This is a genomic window from Pseudomonas sp. NPDC088429, assembly GCF_044753305.1.
Lineage (GTDB): Bacteria > Pseudomonadota > Gammaproteobacteria > Pseudomonadales > Pseudomonadaceae > Aquipseudomonas > Aquipseudomonas rustica.
This window is the reverse complement of the sequence record NZ_JBIVMX010000005.1, coordinates 129,453-154,570: the sequence shown is the minus strand read 5'-3', so window position 1 is coordinate 154,570 and position 25,118 is coordinate 129,453. Positions and strand designations below refer to the sequence as shown.

22 protein-coding genes are annotated in these 25,118 nt (G+C 59.3%); 6 read left to right on the top strand and 16 right to left on the bottom strand.

The window, feature by feature from the left end:
* Window positions 1–114 precede the first annotated feature (114 nt).
* Complete coding sequence (locus ACIP66_RS05605; protein ID WP_400646120.1) at window positions 115–744, top strand: class I SAM-dependent methyltransferase; 630 nt, start codon at window positions 115–117, stop codon at window positions 742–744.
* Between the two features lie 90 nt (window positions 745–834).
* On the opposite strand, the gene ACIP66_RS05600 is transcribed toward ACIP66_RS05605, so the two are convergent.
* Genes ACIP66_RS05600 through ACIP66_RS05590 form a run of 3 tightly spaced genes read right to left on the bottom strand, consistent with a single transcriptional unit; the run spans window position 835 to window position 6,049 of the window.
* On the bottom strand, window positions 835–3,888 hold the full coding sequence (locus ACIP66_RS05600; RefSeq protein WP_400646117.1) for an efflux RND transporter permease subunit: 3,054 nt from the start codon (window positions 3,886–3,888) through the stop codon (window positions 835–837).
* Window positions 3,885–4,949 (bottom strand): efflux RND transporter periplasmic adaptor subunit, encoded by a 1,065-nt coding sequence (locus ACIP66_RS05595; protein WP_159811981.1) that lies wholly within the window; start codon window positions 4,947–4,949, stop codon window positions 3,885–3,887. The genes ACIP66_RS05600 and ACIP66_RS05595 overlap by 4 nt, the downstream gene beginning before the upstream one ends.
* Window positions 4,946–6,049 (bottom strand): efflux RND transporter periplasmic adaptor subunit, encoded by a 1,104-nt coding sequence (locus ACIP66_RS05590; RefSeq protein WP_053116500.1) that lies wholly within the window; start codon window positions 6,047–6,049, stop codon window positions 4,946–4,948. Before ACIP66_RS05590 ends, ACIP66_RS05595 begins: the two co-directional genes overlap by 4 nt.
* A gap of 212 nt (window positions 6,050–6,261) precedes the next feature.
* Between ACIP66_RS05590 and ACIP66_RS05585 the strand changes: the two genes are divergently transcribed.
* Window positions 6,262–7,458, top strand: coding sequence for an AAA family ATPase (locus ACIP66_RS05585; RefSeq protein WP_400646113.1), 1,197 nt, complete (start codon window positions 6,262–6,264; stop codon window positions 7,456–7,458).
* Between the two features lie 222 nt (window positions 7,459–7,680).
* Here the strand turns inward: ACIP66_RS05585 and ACIP66_RS05580 are convergent, their stop codons facing one another.
* The 4 genes from ACIP66_RS05580 to ACIP66_RS05565 are packed head-to-tail and all read right to left on the bottom strand — an operon-like array spanning window position 7,681 to window position 10,634.
* A complete protein-coding gene (locus ACIP66_RS05580) occupies window positions 7,681–8,553 on the bottom strand; it encodes a transporter substrate-binding domain-containing protein (RefSeq protein WP_053116498.1) in 873 nt (290 codons plus the stop codon).
* On the bottom strand, window positions 8,550–9,332 hold the full coding sequence (locus tag ACIP66_RS05575) for an amino acid ABC transporter ATP-binding protein (RefSeq protein WP_159811978.1): 783 nt from the start codon (window positions 9,330–9,332) through the stop codon (window positions 8,550–8,552). The genes ACIP66_RS05580 and ACIP66_RS05575 overlap by 4 nt, the downstream gene beginning before the upstream one ends.
* Window positions 9,329–9,988, bottom strand: a complete 660-nt coding sequence (locus ACIP66_RS05570) for an amino acid ABC transporter permease (RefSeq protein WP_400646110.1) — start codon at window positions 9,986–9,988, stop codon at window positions 9,329–9,331. The genes ACIP66_RS05575 and ACIP66_RS05570 overlap by 4 nt, the downstream gene beginning before the upstream one ends.
* The gene (locus tag ACIP66_RS05565; RefSeq protein ID WP_053116495.1) at window positions 9,969–10,634 is read right to left on the bottom strand and encodes an amino acid ABC transporter permease; all 666 of its coding nucleotides are present in this window, start codon (window positions 10,632–10,634) and stop codon (window positions 9,969–9,971) included. Before ACIP66_RS05565 ends, ACIP66_RS05570 begins: the two co-directional genes overlap by 20 nt.
* Window positions 10,635–10,842: 208 nt before the next feature.
* Here ACIP66_RS05565 and ACIP66_RS05560 point away from each other — a divergent pair, with 208 nt between their 5' ends.
* Window positions 10,843–11,010 carry a hypothetical protein gene (locus ACIP66_RS05560; RefSeq protein WP_159811976.1) on the top strand — a complete coding sequence of 56 codons (168 nt, stop codon included), beginning with the start codon at window positions 10,843–10,845 and terminating at the stop codon, window positions 11,008–11,010.
* A 182-nt stretch (window positions 11,011–11,192) separates the two neighbouring features.
* Here ACIP66_RS05560 and ACIP66_RS05555 read toward each other — a convergent pair whose 3' ends face one another.
* The 8 genes from ACIP66_RS05555 to ACIP66_RS05520 all read right to left on the bottom strand — a co-directional run bounded on the left by ACIP66_RS05555 (window position 11,193) and on the right by ACIP66_RS05520 (window position 20,069).
* Entirely contained in the window at window positions 11,193–11,990 is a 798-nt protein-coding gene (locus ACIP66_RS05555; protein WP_007918708.1) for a MetQ/NlpA family ABC transporter substrate-binding protein, read from the bottom strand.
* 258 nt (window positions 11,991–12,248) lie between these two features.
* The gene (locus ACIP66_RS05550; protein WP_159811975.1) at window positions 12,249–13,169 is read right to left on the bottom strand and encodes a sigma 54-interacting transcriptional regulator; all 921 of its coding nucleotides are present in this window, start codon (window positions 13,167–13,169) and stop codon (window positions 12,249–12,251) included.
* Between the two features lie 55 nt (window positions 13,170–13,224).
* A complete protein-coding gene (locus ACIP66_RS05545) occupies window positions 13,225–13,806 on the bottom strand; it encodes an alpha/beta hydrolase (protein ID WP_212550005.1) in 582 nt (193 codons plus the stop codon).
* 268 nt (window positions 13,807–14,074) lie between these two features.
* Window positions 14,075–14,476 (bottom strand): biopolymer transporter ExbD, encoded by a 402-nt coding sequence (locus tag ACIP66_RS05540; protein ID WP_003220570.1) that lies wholly within the window; start codon window positions 14,474–14,476, stop codon window positions 14,075–14,077.
* Between the two features lies 1 nt (window position 14,477).
* A complete protein-coding gene (locus ACIP66_RS05535) occupies window positions 14,478–15,203 on the bottom strand; it encodes a MotA/TolQ/ExbB proton channel family protein (RefSeq protein ID WP_053116492.1) in 726 nt (241 codons plus the stop codon).
* Between the two features lie 45 nt (window positions 15,204–15,248).
* Window positions 15,249–16,058: an energy transducer TonB gene (locus ACIP66_RS05530; RefSeq protein ID WP_400646103.1), complete on the bottom strand. Its 810-nt coding sequence runs from the start codon at window positions 16,056–16,058 to the stop codon at window positions 15,249–15,251.
* Window positions 16,059–16,341: 283 nt separating this feature from the next.
* The gene (locus tag ACIP66_RS05525) at window positions 16,342–17,685 is read right to left on the bottom strand and encodes an aryl-sulfate sulfotransferase (protein WP_053116490.1); all 1,344 of its coding nucleotides are present in this window, start codon (window positions 17,683–17,685) and stop codon (window positions 16,342–16,344) included.
* A 23-nt stretch (window positions 17,686–17,708) separates the two neighbouring features.
* A complete protein-coding gene (locus ACIP66_RS05520) occupies window positions 17,709–20,069 on the bottom strand; it encodes a TonB-dependent receptor (protein WP_212546317.1) in 2,361 nt (786 codons plus the stop codon).
* A 165-nt stretch (window positions 20,070–20,234) separates the two neighbouring features.
* On the opposite strand from ACIP66_RS05520, the gene ACIP66_RS05515 reads away from it, so the two are divergent.
* Together ACIP66_RS05515 and ACIP66_RS05510 are read left to right on the top strand one after the other, a co-directional pair.
* A complete protein-coding gene (locus ACIP66_RS05515; protein ID WP_400646099.1) occupies window positions 20,235–21,179 on the top strand; it encodes a LysR family transcriptional regulator in 945 nt (314 codons plus the stop codon).
* Between the two features lie 190 nt (window positions 21,180–21,369).
* Window positions 21,370–22,986, top strand: a complete 1,617-nt coding sequence (locus ACIP66_RS05510; RefSeq protein WP_400646097.1) for an alkaline phosphatase family protein — start codon at window positions 21,370–21,372, stop codon at window positions 22,984–22,986.
* Between the two features lie 104 nt (window positions 22,987–23,090).
* On the opposite strand, the gene ACIP66_RS05505 is transcribed toward ACIP66_RS05510, so the two are convergent.
* Window positions 23,091–24,011 (bottom strand): TauD/TfdA family dioxygenase, encoded by a 921-nt coding sequence (locus tag ACIP66_RS05505; protein WP_053116486.1) that lies wholly within the window; start codon window positions 24,009–24,011, stop codon window positions 23,091–23,093.
* A gap of 181 nt (window positions 24,012–24,192) precedes the next feature.
* Between ACIP66_RS05505 and ACIP66_RS05500 the strand changes: the two genes are divergently transcribed.
* Window positions 24,193–25,113, top strand: a complete 921-nt coding sequence (locus tag ACIP66_RS05500; protein WP_053116485.1) for a LysR family transcriptional regulator — start codon at window positions 24,193–24,195, stop codon at window positions 25,111–25,113.
* Window positions 25,114–25,118: the final 5 nt, after the last annotated feature.

The following is a 25,118-nucleotide window of genomic DNA, read 5'->3' as shown; positions in this document are numbered from 1 at the left end:
CGGCAGCTCCTACAGGATCGAGGCCGACCGTGGATGAACGCCTGTAGGAGCCGCCGCAGGCTGCGATCTTTTCGCTTATAGTCGGCACATCTCTCCCTGAACGTGCAGCCGACCATGAAGCAAACCCCCTCCGATCTCGAACAGATCACCGCCACCACCCTCGGCCATTACAACTCGGTGGCCGAAGACTTCCGTGAAGGCACACGTGATCACGATGTCAGCCAGAATATCGATGCGTTGCTGCGGCATATTCAGGGTTCAGCGCCGTTGACGATTCTGGATTTCGGCTGCGGGCCGGGGCGGGATTTGCAGACGTTTACGCGTATGGGTCACGTTGCGGTGGGGCTGGATGGCTCTGAGGAATTTGCGCGGATGGCGCGGGAGGACAGCGGCTGTGAGGTGTTACAGCAGGATTTTCTGAAGCTGGATCTGCCGGCTGAACGCTTTGACGGGATTTTTGCCAATGCGGTGCTGTTTCATGTGCCGTTGCAGGAGTTGCCACGGGTGCTCAAGCAATTGCATGGCGCTTTAAAACCCGGTGGGGTGTTGTTCAGTTCCAATCCGCGCGGGGATAACCGTGAGGGCTGGAACGGGCCGCGTTATGGCTCGTATCACGATCTGGCGGCGTGGCAGGGGTTGTTGACGGCGGCGGGGTTTGTCGAGCTAGAGCATTACTTCCGGCCGGCGGGGCTGCCGCGCGAGCAGCAGCCTTGGTTGGCCAGCGTTTGGCGGCGTGTTGGTTGAAGATCAAAAGATCGCAGCCTGCGGCAGCTCCTACATTGGAATGCGTTTCAATGTAGGAGCTGCCGCAGGCTGCGATCTTTTGCTTTTGCCTTAGGCAGTTTCTTTTTTCGGTTCGCGAATCTTGTACCAGGCCACGTACAGCGCCGGCAGGAACAGCAGCGTCAGCAGCGTCGCCACCACAATCCCGCCGATCATCGCGTACGCCATCGGCCCCCAGAATACTTCGCGGGCGATCGGGATCATGCCCATGCTCGCCGCCGCAGCGGTCAGCAGGATAGGCCGGCGTCGATGCTCTGTCGCTTCCACCACCGCATCCCACGGCTCATAGCCTTTGCGTTCGAATTCATCGATCTGCGTGACCAGGATTACCGAGTTGCGGATGATGATGCCGATCAGCGCGAGAATCCCCAGAATCGCCACGAAGCCCATCGGCGTGCCGGTCGGCACCAGCGCCAGCACCACGCCGATCAGCCCCAGCGGCGCGACACTCGCCACCAGGAACATTTTCTGCACGCTGTGCAACTGGATCATCAGGAACGTCGCCATCAAGAACAGCATCAATGGCAACACCTTGGCGATCGGCCCTTGGGCCTTGCCGCTTTCCTCGACCGTACCGCCGGTGGCGACTTTGTAGCCGACCGGCAGTTTTTCCGCGAAGGCATCAATCGATGGCTTGAGGATTTTCACCAGGTCGGTCGGCTGAATCTCGTCGCGCACCGAAGCCTTGATGGTGATGGTCGGCAAACGATCGCGACGCCACACCAGCGGTTGCTCCAGCTCATAACGAACCGTGGCGAATGCGAGCAGCGGGATCGAGGTGCCGCTCGGTGTGACGATCTGCAGGTTCTGCAGGGTTTCCGGGGTACCGCGTTCGGAATCCACCGCACGACCGACCACGTTGATCAGGTAGATATCGTCATCGACCTGGGTCAACGGCGAGCCACTGACGATGCTGTTCATCAGGTTGGCGACGTCTTCGGACGACAACCCGAGCTGGCGCGCCTTGTCCTGTGCGATGTCGATGCGCAGGACTTTGCCCGGCTCGTTCCAGTCGTAAATGATCTCGCCGATGTGCGAGTTTTTATCCAGTTCGGTGGCGAGGTCGATGGCGTGCTTGCGCACTTGATCGATGTCCTTGCCGCTGACCCGGTACTGAATCGGACGCCCTACCGGCGGGCCCATTTCCAGTGCCTGCACGTAGCTGCCGATGCCGACGAACTCTTTGCGCAGACGCTCACGCAGCCGTGCGCTCAGAGCCTCGCGAGACTCGAAGCCTTTGCTGACGATCACCAGTTGCGCGTAGTACGGGTTTTGCAATTGCTGGTCTAGTGGCAGGTAGAAACGGATCGCGCCCTGACCGATGTAGGTGCTCCAGCGCACGATGTTCGGGTCGCCCTTGAGGGTTTCTTCGAGCTTGTCGACGGCCTTGCGGGTTTCGTCGATCGAGGCGTTTTGCGGCAGGTTCAGGTCGACGAGAATTTCCGGACGATCCGAGGCCGGGAAGAACTGGTTCTGCACGAAACGCATGCAGAAAATCGACAGTGCAAACAGCAGCACGGTGATACCGATCGCCCACCAACGGTTGCGCATGCTCCACAGCAAACCGCCGTTGAATGCGCGGCCAATGCGCCCTGGTTCAGCGGCGTGGGGTTTCACGTTGGCGCTGAGGATGTGCACGCCGATCACTGGCGCGAAGAACACCGCGACGATCCACGAGACGATCATCGCCACCGCGATCACCGCAAACAGCGTGTAGGTGTACTCACCAGCGGAGCTGGCGTTGAGGCCGATCGGCACGAAACCGGCGACGGTCACCAGCGTACCGGTGAGCATCGGGAACGCGGTCGAGGTGTAGGCGTAGGTCGCGGCCTGCTCCTTGGTCTCGCCCATTTCCAGGCGCGTGACCATCATCTCCACCGTGATCATCGCGTCGTCCACCAACAGGCCGAGGGCGATGATCAACGCACCGAGGGAAATCCGCTGCATGGTGATGCCGCTGTATTCCATGAAGACGAAGACCATCGCCAGCACCAGCGGAATCGAGCACGCCACCACCAGACCGGCGCGCACGCCGAGGCTGATAAAGCTCACCACCAAGACGATGATCACCGCTTCGAACAGCGCGCTGGTGAAGCCGCCGACAGCTTCCTCAACTACCACGGCCTGATCGGATACGGTGTGGATACCGACGCCTACCGGCAGGTCTGCGGTGACTTGATCGATGCGCTCATGCAACGCCTTGCCGAACGCCTGGACGTTGCCGCCCTTCTGCATGGCGATCGCCAGACCGATTGCCGGTTTGCCGTCGAAACGGAATTCCGGGGTGGCCGGGTCGACGTAACCGCGACTGATCTCGGCGATGTCGGCCAGACGATAGAAGCGGTCGTTGAGCTTGAGGTTGACCTCGGCCAGGTCTTTCTCCGAGGCGAATTGCCCCGACGTGCGCACGGAAATCCGCTCCGGCCCGGCCTCGATCACACCTGCCGGGGTCACGGCGTTCTGCGATTGCAGGCTCTCTACGACCTGGCGCTGATCGATGCCCAGCGCAGCCAGTTTGCGCGTGGAGAAGTTCAGGTAAATCACTTCGTCCTGCTGGCCGACCATTTCGATCTTGCCCAGCCCCGGCACGTTGCGAATCTCCGCCCGCGCCTGCTCCACGTAGTCGCGCAACTGGCGCATGGTCAGGCCGTCGGCGGTAAACGCGTAGACCGAACCGAACACATCACCGAACTCGTCGTTAAACCCCGGGCCTTGAATGCCTTGGGGAAACTGCCCGCGAATATCGTTGATCTTCTTGCGCACCTGGTACCAGATTTCCGGGATGTCCTTGGCACTGGTGGTGTCGCGCAGGTACACGTACACCGTCGATTCGCCGGGGCGCGTGTAGCTTTTCACGTAGTCGAGGGAGTCCAGCTCTTCGAGTTTTTTCTCGATGCGGTCGGTGACCTGCTTGAGCGTTTCCTCTTGGGTCGCGCCCGGCCATTTGGTCTGGATCACCATGGTTTTGATGGTGAACGACGGGTCTTCTTCGCGGCCCAGATTGAAGTAGGAAAACACCCCCATCAGCAACGCGACGAACATCAGGTACCAGACGAAGGACTGGTGTTTCAGGGCCCATTCGGAGAGGTTGAAAGAGCCTTTCATTGACTGTCCTCGTCAAGTTTCACTGATTGTCCGGGTTTGAGACTGTTGACGCCGGCGCTGACCACTTGCTCGCCGTTCTTCACCCCACCGGCCAGCACCACGGTGCTGTCGGTGCGGCTGACGACGGTGACATCGCGGGGGCTGACGGTTTTGTTTTGGGTGTCGATCACCCAGATCCGTGTTTTGCCATCGACTTCCTGCAACGTGGTTGCCGGCAGTTCGATGCGCGGTTTGATCGCTGAGCTGAGGGTCACGCTGATCGCGGTGCCGAGACGGAAACCTTCCGGCGTATCAGTCAGGGTCAGACGAGCGCGGCGGGTGCGCGTGGCGCTCTGTGCCTGCGGTTCGATTTCGCGGATGACCGCTGTGGTTTTGATGCTGGGATCGAGTTGCGCAGCGACCAGAAAAACCACGTCCTTGGGGATCTGATCGACCAAAGTGTCCGGCAGATCGATCACCGCTTCCTTGATGTCCGGCTGCGCCAGCGTCACCACTTGTTGACCCGCCGTCACCACTTGCCCGGCCTCGGCATTCCACGCGGTGACCACGGCTTTGTGGTCGGAGCGCAGTTCGGTGTAGCCAAGTTGATCCTTGCTCTGATTGACCGCCGCCCGCGCCTGATCGAGCGAGGCCTGAGTGGTTTTCAGGTTAGTGGTGGCCTCGTCGAGTTGCGCCTGCGCGCCGACGCCGCGATCAAACAGCGCTTGCTGACGTCGCGCATTGGCTTGTGCGTTGATCAGTTGCGCTTCGATTTTTGCCAGATCGCCCTGCGCCGAACGCAGCTGATTCTGCTGATCGGACGGGTCGAGGGTGGCGAGCAGTGTGCCCTTCTCCACTTCGGTGCCGACATCAACGTTACGGCTGGCAATGCGCCCGCCGACACGGAATCCGGTGTTGCTCTCGTAACGCGCCTGAATGCTGCCGGCGAAGCGACCGAGGGTTTCTTCGTTCAAGGCCTCGACCTTGACCGACAACACCGGGCGCACCGGCTCCGGAGGTGGCTCCTTCTTGGAGCATGCCGCGAGCAACAGCCCGACGGCCAACAGCCCGAAACGCTTCATGGCTGCGCTCCCATTTCCAGATCCTTGTAAGTGTTCTCGGCAATCTCGACTTTCATGCCCGGGTGCAATAACTGGCCGCCGGCGATGATGACTTTTTCGCCGCCATTGAGACCTTCGCTGATGATCACTTTGCCGGTCAGGTAACGGCCGACCGTGACCGTGTGCAATTGCGCTTCGCCCTTGTCGTCGACCAGCCACACGGCGGGGTCGCTGACATTTTTGGTCAGCGCCGACCACGGCAAAGCCACCGCCGATTTGCCGGTGCCCTTGGCCGTCGCGCTCACTACCGAACCGAGTTGCATGCCTGGCGGCAGTTTGTCGAGGGTGACTTTGACTTGCACGGTGCCGGACTGCGCGGACACCGACGGGGTGATTTCGCGCACGGTGCCGGTGGTTTTGATCTCGGGATTGTCGAGCAGGCTGACGGTGATTTTGTTGTCGGTAGGCCGCTCGGCCAGCAGCGACTCGTAGACGTTGAACACCGCATCGCGATCGCCATCGCGGGCCAGACTGAAAATTGGCGCCGTGGCTTGCACGACCTGGCCAACTTCGGCCTGACGCTCAGTGATGACGCCCGGCGCATCAGCAATCAGCGAGGTGTAGCTGAGCTGATCCTTGGCATTGGCCAGTTGCGCCTGAGCCGCGCTCAAGGCGCTTTGGCTACTGCGCAACGCGGCTTGCGCGGTATCGAATTCGCTTTGGCTGGTGTAGCCCTTGGGCAGCAGTTTTTGCTGACGCACAAACGCCGCCGCGCTCTGCTTGACCCGCGCCTGTTCGGCGACGACCTGAGCCTGAGCGGAATCGACGTTGGTCTGCAAATCCTTGGGATCGAGTTTGGCCAGCACTTGCTTGGCCGTGACACGGTCGCCGACATCGACCGAACGCTGGATGATTTTGCCGCCGACGCGGAACGACAATTCTGTCTGCACGCGCGCCTGCACATCACCGGTCAGTGTCACCGAGGCCGCGTAATCCGCGGGTTTCACCTCTTGAACAAAGACTCTCGGCAGGTACTCCTGGGGAGCCTTCTTTTCGCCGCAAGCGGTCAGCAAGGCAATGGCGCTCAAGGCCATTACCACTTTAATTCCGGGACCCGCCATGCAGACTCCTTGGCATTTTTAGACGATCAGGACGATACGACTTCAGAGCTTAGAACAGGGTTCAACCATTGCTCATGCGAATAACAGATTAAACACCGAAGGAGCTGCCGAAGGCTGCGATCTTTTGCTTTTTTGCGGAAAAGATCAAAAGATTGCAGCCTTCGGCAGCTCCTACAGGGGGTATTCTGCGGCGGATTCGGAGGATCTCATTCATGCTCAACACCCTGGCGGTGGCCAATTACCGCTCGATCAATAAATTGGTGATCCCGCTGGGTCGTCTGAACCTGATCACCGGCCCCAATGGCAGCGGCAAGTCCAACCTCTATCGGGCCTTGCGCCTGCTGGCGGAAACCGCGCAGGGCGGTGTGGTCAATGCACTGGCGCGTGAAGGCGGACTGGATTCGACGTTCTGGGCCGGGCCGGAAACCATCAGCCGGCGCATGCGCAACGGCGAGGTGCCGATCCAGTCGACGGTGCGCCAAGGCGTGAAGCGTTTGCGCCTGGGCTTTGCCGGGGAAGATTTCAGTTATTCGATCAGTCTCGGCCTGCCGGATTCCAACGGCCATTTCATGCTGCCCGAGCATTCGCGGCCGATCCCCTCGCGCTTCAGCCTCGACCCGCAGATCAAGCGCGAATGCATCTGGGCCGGCCCGCATTACCGCCCCGCCAGCCTGTTGGTCGATCGCGACGGCCCGATGATCCGCGCGCGCAACGAGCGCCAATGGGATGTGCTGGCGCAGCACACGCCGAACTTCGACAGCCTGTTCGATCAGGTTGGCAGTCTGCGCAGCTCGCCGGAAGTGTTCCAGATGCGCGAGTTCATTCGCCGCTGGCGTTTTTATGATCACTTTCGCAGCGACGCCGACGCACCGGTGCGCCAACCGCAATTGGGCACGCGCACACCGGTGCTGCACCACGACGGCCGCGATCTGGCGGCAGCGTTGCAGACCATTATTGAAATCGGTGACGGCGACGCGATGCGTGCGGCGATTACTGATGCCTTTCCGGGGGCGCGCTTGCATATCGACGCTCAGGCGGGTGGACGCTTTGCCATCGAGTTTTATCAGGAAGGTTTGCTGCGGCCACTGTCGGCGGCGGAGTTGTCGGACGGGACGTTGCGTTATTTGTTGTTGGTCGCGGCGTTGCTGACACCGAGGCCGCCATCGCTGATGGTGCTGAACGAGCCGGAAACCAGCCTGCACCCGGATCTGCTGCCGGCGTTGGCACGGTTGATCATTCGTGCGTCGGAGCAATGTCAGGTGTGGGTGGTGTCACATGCGCGGCGGTTGATTTCGGCGTTGCAGGAGGATCCGGAGTGCAATTGCATTGTGCTGGAGAAGACGTTGGGGGAGACCGGGATTGTCGGGCAGAAACTGCTGGAGACGCCGGCGTGGTATTGGCCGGATTGAGTGCTTTGGTCACAAGCCCCTCACCCTAGCCCTCTCCCGGGGGGAGAGGGGACTGATTAGGGGATGCTCCAGAGTGACGCCGACCTGAAAATGCTGCTGTGAATCCATAATCGACTCGGTTTTTCAGGTCGATGTGTGACGCAGGACACCTCGGTCGGCCCCCTCTCCCTCCGGGAGAGGGCTGGGGTGAGGGGCAAGCCTCACCACCGACCCATCAGGCAATCACCCCTGCCACTTGCCCCCTTCAACAATCACGCTTTCAGGCTTGGTGTCATCGCTCAGTTCTTTACGCACGTATTGGTCGTACAGCTTGAGCAGATACTTCTCTTCACCCAACTTCGTCAGCTCGGTATTCACCCAGTCACGCAGTTCAATATTGCCCTTCTTCACCGCCGGTGCAATCGGCGCTTCGGCACCGAGTTTATCCTCCAGCACGCGATAGCCCGGGTTCTGCTTGGCCCAGCTGAACAGCACCAGATTGTCCTGCGCATACGCATCGCCGCGACCATTGGCCAGGGCTTGCAGCGACTCGGAGTTTTTCTCGAACTTCAGCAGTTTCCAGTCCGGGTGATTCTTGGTCAGCCAGATATCGGCAGTGGTGCCGGTGGTGACGATGGTGGTGCGGGTCGCCAGGTCATCCAGGTTTTTCACCGAGCTGCTTTGCGGCACCAGCGCTTGCACCGCGACCTTGAGGTTCGGGTTGGTGAATTCCACCGCTTCCTTACGCTCAGGCGTGACGGTCATGTTGGCGAGGATCAGGTCGACCTTGTCGCTTTGCAGAAACGGAATGCGGCTCGCCGGTTCGACGGCAACGAATTCGACCTTGTTTTCATCGCCGAGCAGATCCTTGGCGAAACGACGGCCGATGTCGGTATCGAAACCTACGTAGCGCCCCGCTTCATCGACAAAACCAAACGGCGGCTTGTCGGTAAACACGCCGACGATCAGTTTGTCGCGGGCCTTGATCTTGTCCAGATAACCGGCCGGCGCGGTACTTTCGCTGGCGACTTTCGGCTTTGGCGGTTCTTCGGTTTTGCTGCAACCGGCAAGCAAGGCGAGGCTCAGTAGGGGCAGTAAAAAAGCGGCAGTTTTCATAACAGTTCCAGTTCCTTTGTCGGATTCGTTTTTGGCAGTGTTGCAACGAAGGAGAACTTCTCCAGAAACTGCTGCGCGCGTGCGGTTTGCGGGTTCGTAAAGAAAATCTCGGGCGGGGTTTGTTCAAGGATGCGCCCGGCATCCATGAACACGATGCGGTCGGCCACCGCGCGGGCGAAGGCCATTTCGTGGGTGACTATCAGCAGGGTCATGCCCTCACGGGCCAGGCCCTGAATGACCTGCAAAACTTCCTTGACCATCTCCGGATCAAGGGCGGCGGTGACTTCATCGAAGAGCATCACCCGTGGGTTCATGCACAGCGAACGGACGATGGCGATGCGTTGCTGCTGACCGCCCGAGAGCTGACGCGGGAAGGCATCGCGCTTGTCCAAAAGTCCCACGCGTTCGAGCAAGGCTTCGGCTTGTTGTTGCGCTTCACGGCGCTGACGCTTTTGCACCTTGAGCGGGCCGAGCAGCAAATTGTCGAGCACGCTCATGTGCGGAAACAGGTGATAACTCTGAAACACCATGCCGATCTGCTGGCGGATGTCGCGCCAGTCGGTGGCCTTGTCGAGCAGCTCGCGGTCGAGAAATTTCAGGCTGCCGCTGTGGGCGACTTCGAGGCCATTGAGGCAACGCAGCAGCGTACTTTTGCCGCAGCCGCTGGGGCCGAGGATGACGATCACTTCACCGCTCTGCACTTGCAGATCGATGCCGTTGAGCACCTGCTGCTCGCCGAAGAATTTGTTGAAGCCGTGAAACTCGATCAATGCGCTCATGCTTGCGTCCAGCGCCGCTCCAGCACGCGCGAGGCGGCCGACAGCGGGTAGCAGATGAAAAAGAAAAACAGGAACAGCGCGCCGTAGATCAGCACTGATTCATAGGTGCGTTCGATGATCTGCTGGCCGACCTTGATTACATCCACCACACCGATCAGTACCGACAGCGAACTGGTTTTGATGATTCGCGTGTAGACGTTGATGGTCGGCGGCGTCATGCGCTTCAGCGCTTGCGGCAGCAACACGTAGCCGTAGAGTTGCGCAGCGTTCAGTCCAATCGACAGCCCCGCTTCACGCTGCCCGCGCGGCAACGAATGCAGCGCACCGCGCGCCACTTCGCCGACCTCGCTGGCGCCCCACAGCGATAGCACCAGCACTGCGCACCAGAAACTCGGAATGCTCAGGCCAAAGAAAATCGGCAAGCCGAAGAACAATAGGTACAACCAGACCAGCACCGGGATCGCCCGGAACAGCTCCAGATACACCCGCAGAATCGCGTTCAGCCACGTCACGTTCAACGTGCGCAATACACCGTAGAGCACGCCGCCGACAGTGCTGATGGCGATGCTCAGAAACGAGATCGACAAGGTTTGCCCGGCGCCTTTTGCCAGTTGCGGCAACGATACCCAGAGTAATTCAAGACCCGAACTGGCCATGCTGGAGCCTCCTTTCCAGACGGCTGAGCAACAGCGACAGCGGCAAGAACAACAGCACGCAGATCAGCGTCAGCACGGCGAGCATTTCGTAGGTTTTGTAATAGAGCGCGATGTAGCTCTTGGTGGTATAGAGAATTTCCGGCACCGCCACCGCCGACACCACGGTGGTTTCCTTGAGCAGGAAAATGAAATTGGCGAACAGCGACGGCAGGCTGAGAATCCCCGCTTGCGGCAGGATCACATAGCGCAGCAACTGTCCGTGCGACAGGCCGATGGAGCGCCCGGATTCCAGTTGCGCCTGCGGCACCGCGTCGACGCCGGCGCGCAGCACTTCAGTCAGATAGGCGCCGCCAAGGAAAGTCATGGTGATGATCGCGGCGGTGAAACCGGATACCTGAATCCCTACTGCCGGCAAAGCGAAGTAGACGAAAAACAACTGGATCAGCAGCGGCGTGTTGCGCGCCAGTTCCACGTACAGGCCGACCAGTTTTTGCAGGTACGGCGTGCGGAACACCAGAATCGTCGCGTTGAGCAGCGCCACCACCAGCGAGGTGCCAATGGCGATGAAACCGACCTGCAGCGTCACACCCACGGCTTTGAGAAACGCCGGCAGCGTGCTGAGAATAAAAGCGTAATCGAAGGTCATGAAGCGTCCTGGACATCGCTCGGTAAGCGACGGTCGTGCAGTCCATGGACAGCGGGTGGCTGTCCGGCAGGCACTGACTTTATAGGTATAAAAACAAGAATTTAAATACCGTTAAAGCATATTGATATCACTCAAAAAACTATCCTGTCGGTTTGCCGGGGAGGAATAAGAAGGCTATTTTTCCTTGCGCTGTAGGACGGATCTTTTTTTGATTCAGGCCCTCCAAGGACGCACAGCTTTTGGCCAGACTCCTCCGGCCGAAACCAATTACAAGGAAGAGAACATGGACGTAAAAGCGCCGCAGCGGCTGGATCCGCAGGAGATTTTGAAATTGTTGGTGGCGTTGAGGCGGGCGTTGAAGGCTGGGGTGGCCTGAGCAATAAAGATCAAAAGATCGCAGCCTTCGGCAGCTCCTACAGGTGTTCATTTCTCTGTAGGAGCTGCCGAAGGCTGCGATCTTTTGCTTCTGGCTGCTGATTTTGCACACACAAAAACGCCGATGCCCATCACTGGCCATCGGCGTTTTCACACCTTGAAGGGGATGGTTCAAGCGTCAGATCAGAACGCCGGCAGTACCGCGCCGTTGTACTTCTTCTCGATGAACGCTTTGACTTCCGGGCTGGTCAAGGCTTTGGCCAGTTTCTGGATCGCGTCGCTGTTCTTGTTGTCCTCACGGGCCACCAGGAAGTTCACGTACGGCGAGTCAGCGCCCTCAATCACCAGCGCATCTTTCTGCGGGTTCAGCTTGGCTTCCAGCGCGTAGTTGGTGTTGATCATGTCCAGATCAACTTCCTTCAGAACGCGTGGCAGCAGGGCCGATTCCAGTTCCTTGAACTTGAAGTTGTGCGGGTTCTTGGCGATGTCTTTCGGCGTTGCCAGAGCGTTTTTCGGATCTTTCAGCTCGATCAGGCCAGCCTTCTGCAGCAGGATCAGCGCACGGCCGCTGTTGCTGCCTTCGTTCGGGATAGCGATGGTCGCGCCGTCTGGCAGTTCAGCCAGGGTTTTGTACTTGCTCGAGTAACCACCGAACGGTTCAACGTGCACGCCTTGCACAGTCACCAGGTACTTGGATTTGTCGTCTTTGTATTTACCCTGGTTGAAGCTGTTCAGGTACGGCAGGGTCTGGAAGTAGTTGGCGTCCAGACGCTTCTCGCCCACTTGCACGTTCGGCTGAACGTAGTCGGTGAAGACTTTGATTTCCAGATCCACGCCTTCTTTGGCCAGGGTCGGTTTGATCAGCTCAAGAATTTCAGCGTGCGGCACCGGCGTTGCGGCAACCACCAGTTTCTCGCCGGCGTTGGCCAGGGAAGCCGTCAGAGCAGCCGCCAATGCGGTAAACAACAGAACCTTTTTCATGCAGTGTCCTTATCGAAAATCGGTCGTCATCGACGACGGCATCTAATACGAGTGCCAGTGAAGTGATATCGCTGGCGTGGGTCGGACAATACCGGGATTTTATATTCCCGGACAATAACGTTTATTCACGTTGATATTCCATTTTGTTCATACACGCGATTTAGACGTGTAGGAGCTGCCGAAGGCTGCGATCTTTTGATTTTCAACAAGTTAAAACGTTGAAAAGCAAGATCAAAGGATCGCAGGCTTCGCCAGCTCCTACAGGAGGCCGGTGTTTTTCAGAAGTTTTTTGAGGGCAGCTTGGTCAGCCGTGGAGCCGGTGGCGATGATCTGGTTGATCTGGGATTCGATCTGGGTCAAGAGCGGCGGTAGATTGAGGTGCTCCGGCAGAATTTCGTCGCCCGTGCTCACCAGCAACGCAAAATGAATGACGTTTTCCAGTTCGCGGGTGTTGCCCGGCCAGCTGTGTTGCTCGAGAACATGTTGCGCGGCTTCGCTGATCAGCGGCACCGGCAGGTCGAGGCGCTGGCTGTAGATGCCGAGGAAATACTCGGCCAGCGAAAGGATATCGCCGATCCGCGCGCGCAACGCCGGTAACTCGAGATGACCTTCGCTGAGATAGTGATAGAGCCGCTCGTGGAATTTTCCGGCGTCCACTGCTTGCGCCAGATCGATGCTGGTGGCCGCGACCAGGCGCACGTCCACCGGGCTCGGCTGATGCGCACCGACGCGAGTGACCTCGTGGTTTTCCAGAGCCGCGAGCAATTTGATCTGAATCGGCAGCGGCAGATCGCCGATTTCATCCAGGTACAACGTCCCGCCATTGGCCGAACCGAACCACCCCGCGCGGCTGCTGGCCGAACCGCTGAACGTGCCGGCGGCATAGCCGAACAATTCGGCATCGGCGTAGGTCGGGCTGATCGCACCGCAATTGACCGAGACAAATAAACCGCTGCGATCACTGGCGCGATGGATATGGCGGGCGAGCAATTCTTTACCGGTGCCGGTCTCGCCACGGATCAATACCGAGATCGAGCGCGGGGCCAATTGCTCCAGCTCTTCGCGCAACTGGCGCGAGCGTGGATCGACGAACACCAGCGCTTTGGCGCGGATGCTCAGGGGGCTTTTTTCTGCATCGGGAAAGGTCAGCAACGGCTGACCGAAAGTGTCGAAACTCATGGCAGACTCCCGCCCAAAACCGCCGGGAGACGGGGGCGATCAAAGAAAAAACAAATCAGGCGCGACGGCGAGCGTGGTGTTCCATACGGTTTTGCAGGCGATAGAGATAAGCAAAACCCTGCTCCCAACGCTGATGCCCGGACTTGACGTTGATGTGCCCGGCACCGGCGAGAATCCCCGCCTCGGCGCCCCAGTTGCGCGCCAGTTCCATGGCACGCGGCGCACTCACGGCCGCATCGTTGTCGGAGCTGACGACCTGACTTGGAAACGGCAGCAGATCCGTTGGAATCGGTGCGAAATTGCGCAGCGCGGGTGCGCAGGCCGGACGTTCGACATCCGCCGGCGCGACTAGCAAGGCGCCGCGCACCTGACGCAGGTATTGCACTGGGGCAGTGGCCGCCCAATGGGCAACGGTGATGCAGCCGAGGCTGTGGGCGATGAGGATGACGGGCGTGCTGTCAGCGGCAATCGCCTCGGCCAGCGCGGCGACCCAATCTTCACAACGCGGCGTCAGCCAATCGGCCTGCTCGACCCGCGCGCTGTTCGGCAGGCTGTTCTGCCAGTGGCTTTGCCAATGATCTTCCGGCGATCCTTGCCAGCCCGGCACAATCAGATAGCGAATTGATTCGTTGCGCATGGGGAGCTCTCCTGCGTGTCTGTTCCTGAAGGAGTATAGGGAGGGGATTTATATTCGTTAAGGAATAAGAAGCTATTTATTAAGACCTGAAACGAATATGACAAATATCCTGTAGGAGCTGCCGAAGGCTGCGATCTTTTGATCTTGCTTTTAAAATCAAAATCAAAAGATCGCAGCCTTCGGCAGCTCCTACAGGGTTGGTGTTCGAGAAACAAAAAAAAGGGCCGCACCCTGCCAAGGAGACGGCCCCGGAAAAACGTAAAGCCTGTTACCGCGCCGTGATCACCGACAACTTGGTAATCCCTGCCCGCTCAATCGAAGCCATCGCTCGCGCCACTTCGCCGTAATTCACTCCGTCATCCGCCTGCAATTGCACGCGCACTTCCGGATCCTTGGCCTTGGCCGACTTGAGGTTGAATTCCAGCAAGTCCGGCTGAATCTCGTCCTTGTTGATAAACAGTTTGCCGGCACCGTCGATGCTCACCACCAGCGGATCCTTTTGCTCGACCGGCGCCACCGCCTCAGTCTTCGGCAGGTTGATCGGGATCGCGTTGGTCAGCAGCGGCGCGGTGACGATAAACACCACCAGCAGCACCAGCATTACGTCCACCAGCGGGGTCACGTTGATCTCGCTGAGTACCTCATCACTGTCTTGCGTGGAGAAGGCCATATCAGGACGCCTCCTTCACTTTTGCCGCGTTGCCCTGCGCTGCAACCTTGTGCGCAGTCGGGTGGATCAACACGCGGAACGAGCTCTTTTGCGCCAGGCTGTAGAAGTCGTGGGCGAAGTCATCGAGATCCGCCGCCGTCAGTTTCAGACGACGTAAAAAGTAGTTGTAAACCAGCACCGCCGGTACCGCGACGGCAATACCCACACCGGTCGCGACCAGTGCCGCACCAATAGGGCCGGCGACTGTTTCCAGGCTCGCAGAACCGGCCGCGCTGATGCCTTTCAACGCTTCCATGATTCCCCACACCGTGCCGAACAAACCAATGAACGGCGACGTACTGCCAATACTGGCGACTACTGCCAGACCGGTTTCCAGCGAACGGCGTTCGCGGACGATCTGCTGACGCAAGGCGCGCTCCAGTCGATCCTGATGGTTGATCGCCTGGCTCAAATCCGTGGCCTGTGGCGCCTCACCCACTTGAATCGCCGCGTAACCGGCTTGAGCTACTCGTGCTGCGGCACCGGGCTGGGTCTCGCTCAATTCAGCAGCGGAATCCAGACTCGACGCCGCCCAGAAGCGTTTATGAAAACGGCGATCCTGCGCCTTCAGACGACCGAACTGCACAGCCTTGAGCAATGCCAGGCCCCAGGTGGCGACGGAAAAAACCACCAGCAGCCAGATCACCGCGCTTTCGATGGATTCCAGTGGAGATGCCAGTAACGTCATGATGTATTCCCTCGTGTAAACATTTCGCGCGAATTTGGTTTCGGTTTAATGAATCTTGAAATCGATGGGCACGCTGACCCAGCCGTCCTGGGCGACATCACCCTGCTTGGCCGGGACGAAACTCCAACGTTTCACGGCGTTCAGCGCCGCATCGTCGAGCTGTTGCCGACCACTGCTTTTTGCTATCTGGATCTCACCCGGTTTGCCGCTGGCCAACACATGCACGCGCAGCAACACCGTGCCTTCCCAACCGCGACGCTGAGCCAGCGACGGGTATTCCGGCGCCGGGTTTTTCAAGTACGCGGCGTTGGCCGAGGCCGGGGTTACCGGAGCCGGCGCCGGTGGTGCAGGTGGCGCTGGCGCAGCGACTGGAGCGACCGGTTTAGGCGGCGCCGGTGGTTGCTCGACGGCTTTCGGCGCCGGTTTCGGTGGCTGTTTAACCACCGGTTTCGGCTTTGGAATCGGCTTCGGCGGCGGTGGTTTTACGGCAAGCTCGTCCTCAACCGGCGGCGGTGGTTCGACCACAGGCGCTGGAGGTGGCGGCTCGACAACCGGTGGCGCTGGCGGAGCCGGGCGCGAAAACTCGATGGTCATCGGTGGAATTTCTGGCGGCACGATTGGCAGCGTCGGCGTCGGCTGCTGGTTGATCCAGTAGATCACCGCGCCATGCGCCAACAGCGCCAACACACCCAGCAGGATTGCCTCGCGCCGACTCAAGATGCCTTTGGGGGCACGCTGCAAACTTTGCTGCCCCAACGGCACACGGTGCGGCCGGCCGAGATCGACCAGTTCGCCACTCGGCGTCTGACGCCACAGCAATTCCTCTGCGCTGGCGGCGGTCTGGACATTGCCCATTGATTCACTCCCTGCGGTCTTTTTTGCGTTCTCTTTACCAAGCAGTCGATTCGCCGTTTGTTGAAGCCCCCACCGCGATCGATGGGTGAATCATTGGCTTAGACGCTTATCTCCGAAAGTAATCTTTAACGTTATCCATAGGCTTTTATGGAATATACGAGCTGATCACTTTCACCAAAGCCACGGCCCATAAGGGCTGTAGCCATGTGGTGAAAACAGCATGCTTTTCAGGCATTGAAAGTATTCGCGCAACGCATCAACAAAGACCCGATGCGCGCCTCGACTAGCGACTGGCGTTGGTCTGCTGCACGCCCACCACCGGTGCAATCACAGCGGTTTCGGAGCGCGGCGTACCCTGCGGCACCCAGTCATAACTCACAGGTAACGCGCGATACACCCAATTGCTGACGGCATCGCTGCCCGGAGCTTTGCCCAGGTACGGGCTGACGTATTCCCAGACGTTTTCGCCGCTGGCCGTGACCTGGAAAAACCGTCCGTTCATGCCTTCGTCGATCAACGTATTGCCGTTGGGCAAACGCCGCGCACTGCTGATGAAGGAGCTGTAAAACGCCCACCCCGGTTGCTTCGAATTGGCGGCGCTGTACTGCCAGACGATTTCGTTTTTTACCGGATCGATTTCCAGCACTCGCGAGCCGGAAATCAGCCCGAGGGTGACGTTCGGATAACCCGCCGACCCCTGGTTATCGAACACCAGCACATTGCCCGCGCCCGGTAGCCCGGCCGGAATGATGTGGGCGTCATGCTGACCGACAAATTGATCGACCGGACGAGGCAGCGTCCGCGCGGTTTTCGGGCTGGCCAGGGGCAGATTCGGCCCCAGACGCCAGACCACTTTGCCGCTGCTTTTTTCGATGATTGCGATGAAGTTGGCGTTGCGCGAATCGAACAGCAGATTGTCCGGATTGAAACGCTTGTCACCGGCATCGAACCACTTGTTCGGCCCGACCACGCTGAGGTTATTGATGTGCAGGTAGTCCGCATCCTCGCTGCCGCGCACCAGTTTCAATTGCTCTGGGGTGAAGCCGAATTCGTTGAGGTGCTCCGACGCCAGCCACTGCCATTTCACCGCACCGTCGGGGCTGACTTCATAGATCGCATCGTCGATCACCTCGGGGACTTTGAAGCCTTTGATCGGGTGCACTTTGTTCGCCAGCACCACGGTGTTGCCGTTGCTCAACCGGCGTTGATCGTGATGCTGCTGCGCTGCGCCACCGGGCGCCTTGTCGCCCCACTGCCAGACGACTTTGCCATTCCAGTCCAATTCGCCGACGCTCTGATTGCCCAGGCCATTGCCGGCTGAACCGAGTTTGCCGGGATCCTTGTCACTCAGTTGCAGCAGGACATGCCCGCGCTCGCCGCCGACCAGTTTCGGGTCGATGATCGCTGAAGGGAAACCTGCCTGCGGCCAGTTCTTGACCTCGTTGCCGTTCATGTCGATCAGGTGCGTCTGCTTGTCGGCGCCGCTGAAAATCACGTACTGATTGAAGGCTTTGTCCGGGTCGTAACGGGTGACGCCAGTCGGGTAAACGCTCGGTGCGGCGAAGGCGCCAGCGCTAAACACCGCGCCGGACAACAACAGCGGAAAAGCCGTTTTGATGCGCAACATGATGCAGCTCCTTGAATGACTTATCAGAAGTCGTAGCGACCGGTGACGCCGAGGGTTCGCGGTGTGCCGAGCAGGCCTTCATAGCCGCCGTTGCCGCCCGTCCACAGGGTCGTGTAGTAGGTTTTGTCGAAGGCGTTTTTCAGCCACAGCGAGATGTCCCACTGCCCTTGGTTGAAGTCGCCGCGCAGGCCGGTGGAAAGGTTGACCACCGCGTAACTCGGGATCTGCCCATAGTCGGAATCCTCGACCGTGCCGACGGCTTTCGAGCGGAAGGCATAGCTGCCGGTGACGTACGGTTCGAAGCCGTTATCGAGATTCCATTTGTATTCGCCGTTGGCGTTGCCGATCCATTTCGAAGCGCCGACCACTTGGTGACCGCTGAGGTCGCAAGAGGCTGGGGCACCCGGTGCCTGGCTGATTTCCGGCGGGCACGGCGCGTCTTTGTAGGAGAGGTAGCTGACGTCGTTGAAGGAGCCGTTGAAGTTAAGGGTCAAGCCGCGCAGCGGGATCACCGTGCTTTCAAACTCGACGCCGCGCGAGCGCACGGAGCCGGCGTTGGTCAGGTATTGCACGCGGTTGACGTCGTCGTAAGCGTTGGTCTGATAGGCGTTGACCTGCGTCCAGAAGACGTTGGCGTTGAGCTGCAAACGACGATCCCACAGCGTACTTTTGAAACCGAGCTCGGCGTTGTTTGCGCGTTCGGTGCCAACCAACAGCGAGTCGGCGCCGGCGGCGGGTGCAGAGCCGACTGAGAGGTTAACGCCGCCGGATTTTTCGCCGTGAGACACCGTCGCGTAACCGAGCACATCGTCAGTGATGCGATAGCTGAGGTTGAGCAAACCGGACGGGCTGGAACTGTACTGATTCAAATCGCCGGAATCGTAGGCGCCGGCACGACCGCGCCGCGCCGTTGCCGCTGCACCCGTCACCGCCGCGCCACCGACCGGCGCATCGCGAGTGACCCAGGCGTTCTTCTCTTCATAGGTGCCGCGCACGCCGGCGGTGAAATCCAGGCGCTCGGTCAGATGCCAGGTGCCTTGGGCAAACAGCGCAAAACTGTCGGTCTTGATATGGCCGTTGCCGACGCTGCCAATGTTGGCCAGCGCACCGGCCGGCGTACCGTTCCAGATGTCCGCTTGCGGGCCGTAATAGGCGAAGGATTTGTTGTCCAGATCGTTGCCGAAGTAGTAGGCGCCGACGACGTAATCGAAGAACTCGCCCTTGGGCGACGCCAGGCGAAATTCCTGTGAATACTGTTTGTCTTCTACCGAAACACCAGCGTTGTAAGTCGACGCGACGTTGAGACCATCGTCATTTTTCGGGGTGAAATTCCAGAAGCGGTACGAGCTGATCGAGGTCAGGGTGAAATCGCTCGGCAGTGCCCAATTGGCTTCAACCGAGGTACCGCCCTGATGCACGGTGACGTGTTGATCGCTGTCCAGATTGACCTTGCGGTGCGAGCCGTTGACCAGCGTTGCACCGGCCGCCGCTGCCCGCGCCGAGTAAAGATTGACGCCGTTGATGGTCGGGCCGGTGTCGTACAGCACGCGGGTACCGGCGCTTGAATCCTCTTCGTTGTAGTCGCCGATCCAGCGCAGATTGAAGTCTTCGTTGGGCTTGAACAGCAACTGGGCGCGGAAGCCATCGCGCGAGCCGCCGTTCAAATCATGGCCGTTGTATTCGTTCTTGATGTCGCCGTCACTGCGCGTGCGATAGGCGGAAAAACGTCCGGCCAGCTCATCGTTGAGCGGCCCGGAAATCGTGCCTTTGGTTTGGAAATAACCGTCTTCGCCGACCGAGGTTTCGATGCTGCGCTCAGGCGTGAAGGTCGGCGCGCGGGTGCTGATGTTGATCACCCCGGCGGTGGTGTTTTTGCCGAACAGCGTACCCTGCGGCCCACGCAACACTTCGAGCTGTTCGATGTCCATCAAATCGAACACCGCCATGCCTGGACGGCCGAGATACACGTTGTCGATGTACAGCCCGACGCTGCCTTCCAGACCATCGCTCGCCGGGTTGTTGCCCAGGCCTCGGATCGACACGCTGGACTGCCGCGCATGCATGTAGGCGACGTTGACGCTCGGTACCAGTTGCTGCAAATCCTGAATCCGGTAAACCCGTTGCGTCTCCAGATTCTGGCCGCTGACCACGCTCATTGGCGTCGGTACATCCTGCGAACTTTCTTCGCGGCGGCGAGTGGTCACGGTCACGGTTTCCAGCTGCGAACTGTTGGCCGCCGGTTTGCCTGCGGGTACCGGCGTCGGGGTTTCCGTTTCGGCGGCGTAGCTGTGAGTCCAACTGGCGCTCCCTGCCAGCAACAAGGCCAGAGGCAGGCGTTTGAGCCGTCGTGGTGTTAAGGGTGACGCTAGGTTCAACGGACTCATGGCGCGGCTCCTGGTCAAAAAACACACAGACATCTTCAGCGCTGCATATTCTTTTAAGTTATTTATTTATGGATTTACAAATATTTACTGCATAAGAGATTGCCTTTATAAGGAGTCGACCTAATGCATATCCAATGCATTTCCCGGATATTTTTTATGTGAAAAATGCATATCGACTTGCGGCAACTTCGTCACTTCATCGCCTTGGCTGAACAACGCAGCTTCGTCGCCGGCGCGCAGGCGGTGAACCTGTCGCAGTCGGCTTTCAGCCGTAGCATTCAGGCGCTGGAGCACAGCGTCGGCTGCCAGTTGGTCGATCGCGGGCGCAAGGAATTACCGCCGACCAAACAGGGCCAGGTGCTGCTCGAACACGCGCGGCGGCTGGTCAGTGGTGCGCAGCAAATGGCCAACGAGATCAGCCAGTTCAATGGGCTGGAGGCAGGGGAATTGCGCTTCGGTTGCGGGCCGGCACCAGCGGCGGGTTTGATCCCGCGCGCAATTGGCAGCTTCATCGGTCGCTATCCGAAAGCGCGGGTGCAGTTTCAGGTCGATGATTGGCAGAGTTTGAGCAAACGCTTATTGAGCGAAGAGTTTGAGTTCTTCGTTGCGGACACTCGGCATTTCGAGGCGGATCCGGATTATCTGACACATCGGTTGCGCCCGCGTAAATGGCATTTCTGCTGCCGCGCGGGGCATCCGTTGGCGGCATTTGATCGAGTCACCGCCGAGCAATTGATGAGTTATCCGCTGGCGGTGAGCATCCGCCCGCCGAACCTGCGCAAGGTGATTGTCGACCTCAGCGGCCGCCCGGATTTCACCCCGAATGTGGAGTGCGAAAACAGCTCGAGTCTGCTCAGTGTGGTGCTGCGTTCGGAGGCGATCGGGATTGTCGGCGCGTATTCGGACGCCCTGCATCAGGCCAAGGGTGAGCTGGTGTGTTTGCGGGTTGAGGGTTTGGCGGATGATCTGGAGGAGCTGTATACGCGCTATGGGATTGTCAGCCGCGCGGGGTATCGGTTGTCGCCGTTGGCGGAGGCGATGATTGAGCAGATCAAGGTGATTGATGCGGTGGATGAGGAGGTGTGTTCGCTGGATAGACTTGCCGTCTGATCGACCGCTATCGCGAGCAGGCTCACTCCTACATTTGAAATGCATTCCCCTGTAGGAGTGAGCCTGCTCGCGAAGGGGCCAGTGCAGTCTCCGATGCACTCCCTGCATAAACCCCATTCCCCAAATGCACTTGCCGAACACCCCCACCGAAAGCGAAAACCCTCGCCTGTCCCACTGACCGGTGAACCCCATGCCCACCCAGCCAAACCCCGTGCGCAACGTGCTGTACATCATGTGCGATCAACTGCGCCGCGATTACCTGTCCTGCTACGGCCACCCACATTTGCACACGCCGAACATCGATCGCCTCGCCGCCGCCGGCGTACGTTTCAGCCGCGCCTACACCCAAGGCACGATCTGCGGGCCGTCGCGGATGTCGGCCTACACCGGGCGTTACGTCAGCAGCCATCAAGTCGCCTGGAACGCCGTGCCGCTGCCACTGGAAGAACTGACGATCGGCGATTACCTGCGCCCGCACGGCATCCGTACCGCGCTGGTTGGCAAGACTCACGCAACGGCGAACGTGGATGCCTTGCAACGTCTGGCGATCAACCCCGAGAGCGAGCAAGCCGAAATTCTCAACGAAGTCGGTTTCGAACCGTACATGCGCCACGACGGCATCTATCCCGACGATCCGCTGTTCGATGACAAACGCGAATCTGCGCCCTACACCCATTACCTGCGCGAGCACGGTTTCGAGGGCCGCAACCCTTGGCACGACTGGGCCAACGCCGCCGAAGGCGACAACGGCGAAATCCTCAGCGGCTGGCAAATGCGTCATTCGAAACTGCCAGCACGAATTCCCGAGCAACACTCAGAGACTGTCTACACTACAAATCGAGCCATCGACTTCATCACCGAGCAAGGCGAGAAATCGTGGTGTTTACACCTTTCCTATATCAAACCGCACTGGCCCTACATCGTACCAGCGCCATACCACGCCTTGTACAGTACGAAATCGATTCTCGAACCGATCCGCGCGACGCCCTCCGAAGCCAGCAAACACCCCGTATACACTGCCTTTCGCCAGCATGAGGAAAGCCTCAACTTCTCCCGCGATTCAGTACGATTGACTGTAATCCCCACGTACATGGGCCTGGTCAAGCAAGTCGATGATCAACTTGGGCGTCTGTTCGATTTTCTGCAGAGCAATGGCCGTTGGGATGACACGTTGATCGTGTTCACCAGCGATCACGGCGACTTTCTGGGCGATCACTGGCTCGGCGAGAAGGAGTTTTTGCTGGAGCAGGCGGTGGGCGTGCCATTGATCGTGCGCGACCCTCGGGCGGCGGCGGATTCCACGCGCGGCACGGTGGATGATCGGCTGGCGGAAACCATTGATGCGTTGCCGACGTTTCTTCAAGCGCTGGGATTGCCGGCGGCGGAGCATCGACTTGAGGGTCGTTCGTTTATCCCGCTTCTGCACGGAGAGAATCCGGACTGGCGCCGCTATGCGATCAGCGAATACGACTACGCGTTTCAGGCGCCTGCGCGGGAGCGACTGGGCCAGCCGATCGATCGTTGCCGCATGACCATGGTGCGCAGCGAACGCTGGAAATACCTGGCGTACGACGGCTTTCGGCCGCAGTTGTTTGATTTGCTGAATGATCCGCAGGAGCTGCGTGATTTGGGCGACGATCCGGCGTTCGCGGCAGTGCGCGAGGAGCATGCAGGGTATTTGTTTGAGTGGGTGCGGGGGTTGAAGCGGCGCACGACGATCAGTCATCAGGAGATTGATGGGCGTGGACAGCGGTTTCGGTATGGTGAGCCGGAATCCGAGAAAGTCGTTCAGATCGGGGTTTGGTGATTCCGGTAGGAGCTGCGGCACGCTGCGATCTTTTGATCCTGATCTTCAAATCAAAAGATCGCAGCCTCGTTTCACTCGACAGCTCCTACAGGTATCGAGTCCGATCAGACGCCGACGATGTCCGCGCCTTTGATAGTCTGGCTACGCTGCCCGTTCGCCCCCACCGGCACCTCACCCTTCAACGTCACCCGACGCACCACCCGATCCTGAGTCCCGTAATCATCAATCGCATAATGCTGCGTCGAACGGTTATCCCAGATCGCCACATCACCCGCCTTCCAGCGCCAGCGCACGGTGTTTTCCTGACGGATCACATGGCTCTGCAAAAGCCCAAACAAATGCGCCGAATCAGCCTGCGAGTAACCTTTGATGCGTTTAACGAAATGCCCCAACAACAAGCTCTTCTCGCCGCTGATCGGGTGCACGCGCACCACCGGGTGCTCAGTCTCGTAAACAGTCGATGTGAAAACCTTGCGATAGCGCTCCAGCTTCTCTGCCGACACGTCCGGTTTCGCACTGGCGTAGTCGTACTCGTTGCTGTGCACGGCGACCAGTTTATCGGCCAGTTCACGCAGTTCGGTCGGCAAGCCGTTGTATGCCGTCGCGGTGTTGGCCCACAGGGTGTCGCCACCGAATGCCGGGGCCACCACCGAGCGCAGGATCGAGGCTTTCGGGTAAGCATCGACGAAGGTCACGTCGGTGTGCCAGGAGTTGGCCCGCTGACCTTCCGCGCCGTCCAGTTCGAGCAGATAACGCGTGCCTTCACGGGACGGAACGGTCGGGTGCGCCACCGGTTCGCCGAGCAAATGAGCAAAGGCTTCCTGACGCTGATCGTCGAGCTGAGTCTGTTCGCGAAAGAACACGACTTTGTATTGAACCAGCGCCTGTTGAATGGCTTCGACGGTGGCGGCGTCCAGTTCACCGGATAAGTGCACGCCACGAATCTCGGCGCCGATACGACCGGCCACCGGGTGAATTTCCAGCGCGTGGACAGCGGGTTTTACTGCGAGTGCGGCATTGCTCATGGGTAGACCCTCATCGACTGCTTACGGTTGGGCGGCAGCGAAACATTGCTCTATCTATATTCCATTTACATCTAATAGATATTCACATGCTTCGTTGACGGAATAAGAGCTTGCATTTAAAACCTCTAGCAACCCTCGTCGCAAATGCCTTCGAGCTATTTTTAGGATGCCGGAAAAGCATATGGATCTTCGCCAGTTGCGTTACTTCATCGCCCTCAACGAACACCGCAGTTTTGTCCGCGCGGCGGACGCGATGGGCATCACTCAACCGGCGTTCAGCCGCAGTATTCAAGGGCTGGAGCAGGAGTTCGGCTGCGTCCTGGTGGATCGCGGCAACAAGGATCTGCGGCCCACCCCCGAGGGCCAAGTGGTGCTGCAACACGCCCTGAGCCTGGTACAAGGCGCGGCGATGCTGAGTGCTGAAGTGACGCAGATGACCAAGCTCGATGCCGGCGAAGTGCACTTCGGTTGCGGCCCGGCGCCGGCGGTGAAACTGGTGCCGGATGCAGTGGCGCAATTCATCAATGCGCACCCGAAAGTGCGCACCTGTTTTCAAGTGGATAACTGGGAAAAACTCAGCCGCGCGCTGAGCCGTGAGGAGATCGAATTTTTCATCGCCGACATTCGTCATTTCGAGGCGGATCCGAACTTTCAGACGCAAGCCCTGACACCGAAACGCGGAGTGTTTTTTTGCCGTCCGGGGCATCCGCTATTGGCCAAGGAAAGCCTGTCGACCAACGACATGTTCGACTACCCGCTGGCGACCACGCGGATTCCGCCGGGCATTCGTAAACTGCTGGCGAATCTCAGCGGCAGGATCGATTTTTCGCCGACCATCGAGACCGAGCATTTTCCGGCGCTGGTGAAAGTGGTGCTGCAATCGAATGCGATTGGCGTCGGTACGGAGGAGGCATTTGTCGAGGACATTGCCAAGGGTTCGCTGGTGCTGCTGCACTGGCGTAATTTGCCGCAGAACCTGGAGAGCATGAATGCGCGCTGCGGGATTGTCAGCCGTACCGGGTTTCGGCTGTCGCCGGCGGCGCGGGCGATGATTGAGACGCTGGTGGCGGTGGATCGAGAGGAACATCGCGTCGCCGTTTAAAGAGG

Excerpts from the sequence above, each read along its gene's own strand:
- ACIP66_RS05605 (WP_400646120.1), top strand. The coding sequence starts at position 115 with ATGAAGCAAACCCCCTCCGATCTCGAACAGATCACCGCCACCACCCTC.
- ACIP66_RS05600 (WP_400646117.1), bottom strand. The coding sequence starts at position 3,888 with ATGAAAGGCTCTTTCAACCTCTCCGAATGGGCCCTGAAACACCAGTCC.
- ACIP66_RS05595 (WP_159811981.1), bottom strand. The coding sequence starts at position 4,949 with ATGAAGCGTTTCGGGCTGTTGGCCGTCGGGCTGTTGCTCGCGGCATGC.
- ACIP66_RS05590 (WP_053116500.1), bottom strand. The coding sequence starts at position 6,049 with ATGGCGGGTCCCGGAATTAAAGTGGTAATGGCCTTGAGCGCCATTGCC.
- ACIP66_RS05585 (WP_400646113.1), top strand. The coding sequence starts at position 6,262 with ATGCTCAACACCCTGGCGGTGGCCAATTACCGCTCGATCAATAAATTG.
- ACIP66_RS05580 (WP_053116498.1), bottom strand. The coding sequence starts at position 8,553 with ATGAAAACTGCCGCTTTTTTACTGCCCCTACTGAGCCTCGCCTTGCTT.
- ACIP66_RS05575 (WP_159811978.1), bottom strand. The coding sequence starts at position 9,332 with ATGAGCGCATTGATCGAGTTTCACGGCTTCAACAAATTCTTCGGCGAG.
- ACIP66_RS05570 (WP_400646110.1), bottom strand. The coding sequence starts at position 9,988 with ATGGCCAGTTCGGGTCTTGAATTACTCTGGGTATCGTTGCCGCAACTG.
- ACIP66_RS05565 (WP_053116495.1), bottom strand. The coding sequence starts at position 10,634 with ATGACCTTCGATTACGCTTTTATTCTCAGCACGCTGCCGGCGTTTCTC.
- ACIP66_RS05555 (WP_007918708.1), bottom strand. The coding sequence starts at position 11,990 with ATGAAAAAGGTTCTGTTGTTTACCGCATTGGCGGCTGCTCTGACGGCT.
- ACIP66_RS05550 (WP_159811975.1), bottom strand. The coding sequence starts at position 13,169 with ATGAGTTTCGACACTTTCGGTCAGCCGTTGCTGACCTTTCCCGATGCA.
- ACIP66_RS05545 (WP_212550005.1), bottom strand. The coding sequence starts at position 13,806 with ATGCGCAACGAATCAATTCGCTATCTGATTGTGCCGGGCTGGCAAGGA.
- ACIP66_RS05540 (WP_003220570.1), bottom strand. The coding sequence starts at position 14,476 with ATGGCCTTCTCCACGCAAGACAGTGATGAGGTACTCAGCGAGATCAAC.
- ACIP66_RS05535 (WP_053116492.1), bottom strand. The coding sequence starts at position 15,203 with ATGACGTTACTGGCATCTCCACTGGAATCCATCGAAAGCGCGGTGATC.
- ACIP66_RS05530 (WP_400646103.1), bottom strand. The coding sequence starts at position 16,058 with ATGGGCAATGTCCAGACCGCCGCCAGCGCAGAGGAATTGCTGTGGCGT.
- ACIP66_RS05525 (WP_053116490.1), bottom strand. The coding sequence starts at position 17,685 with ATGTTGCGCATCAAAACGGCTTTTCCGCTGTTGTTGTCCGGCGCGGTG.
- ACIP66_RS05520 (WP_212546317.1), bottom strand. The coding sequence starts at position 20,069 with ATGAGTCCGTTGAACCTAGCGTCACCCTTAACACCACGACGGCTCAAA.
- ACIP66_RS05515 (WP_400646099.1), top strand. The coding sequence starts at position 20,235 with ATGCATATCGACTTGCGGCAACTTCGTCACTTCATCGCCTTGGCTGAA.
- ACIP66_RS05510 (WP_400646097.1), top strand. The coding sequence starts at position 21,370 with ATGCCCACCCAGCCAAACCCCGTGCGCAACGTGCTGTACATCATGTGC.
- ACIP66_RS05505 (WP_053116486.1), bottom strand. The coding sequence starts at position 24,011 with ATGAGCAATGCCGCACTCGCAGTAAAACCCGCTGTCCACGCGCTGGAA.
- ACIP66_RS05500 (WP_053116485.1), top strand. The coding sequence starts at position 24,193 with ATGGATCTTCGCCAGTTGCGTTACTTCATCGCCCTCAACGAACACCGC.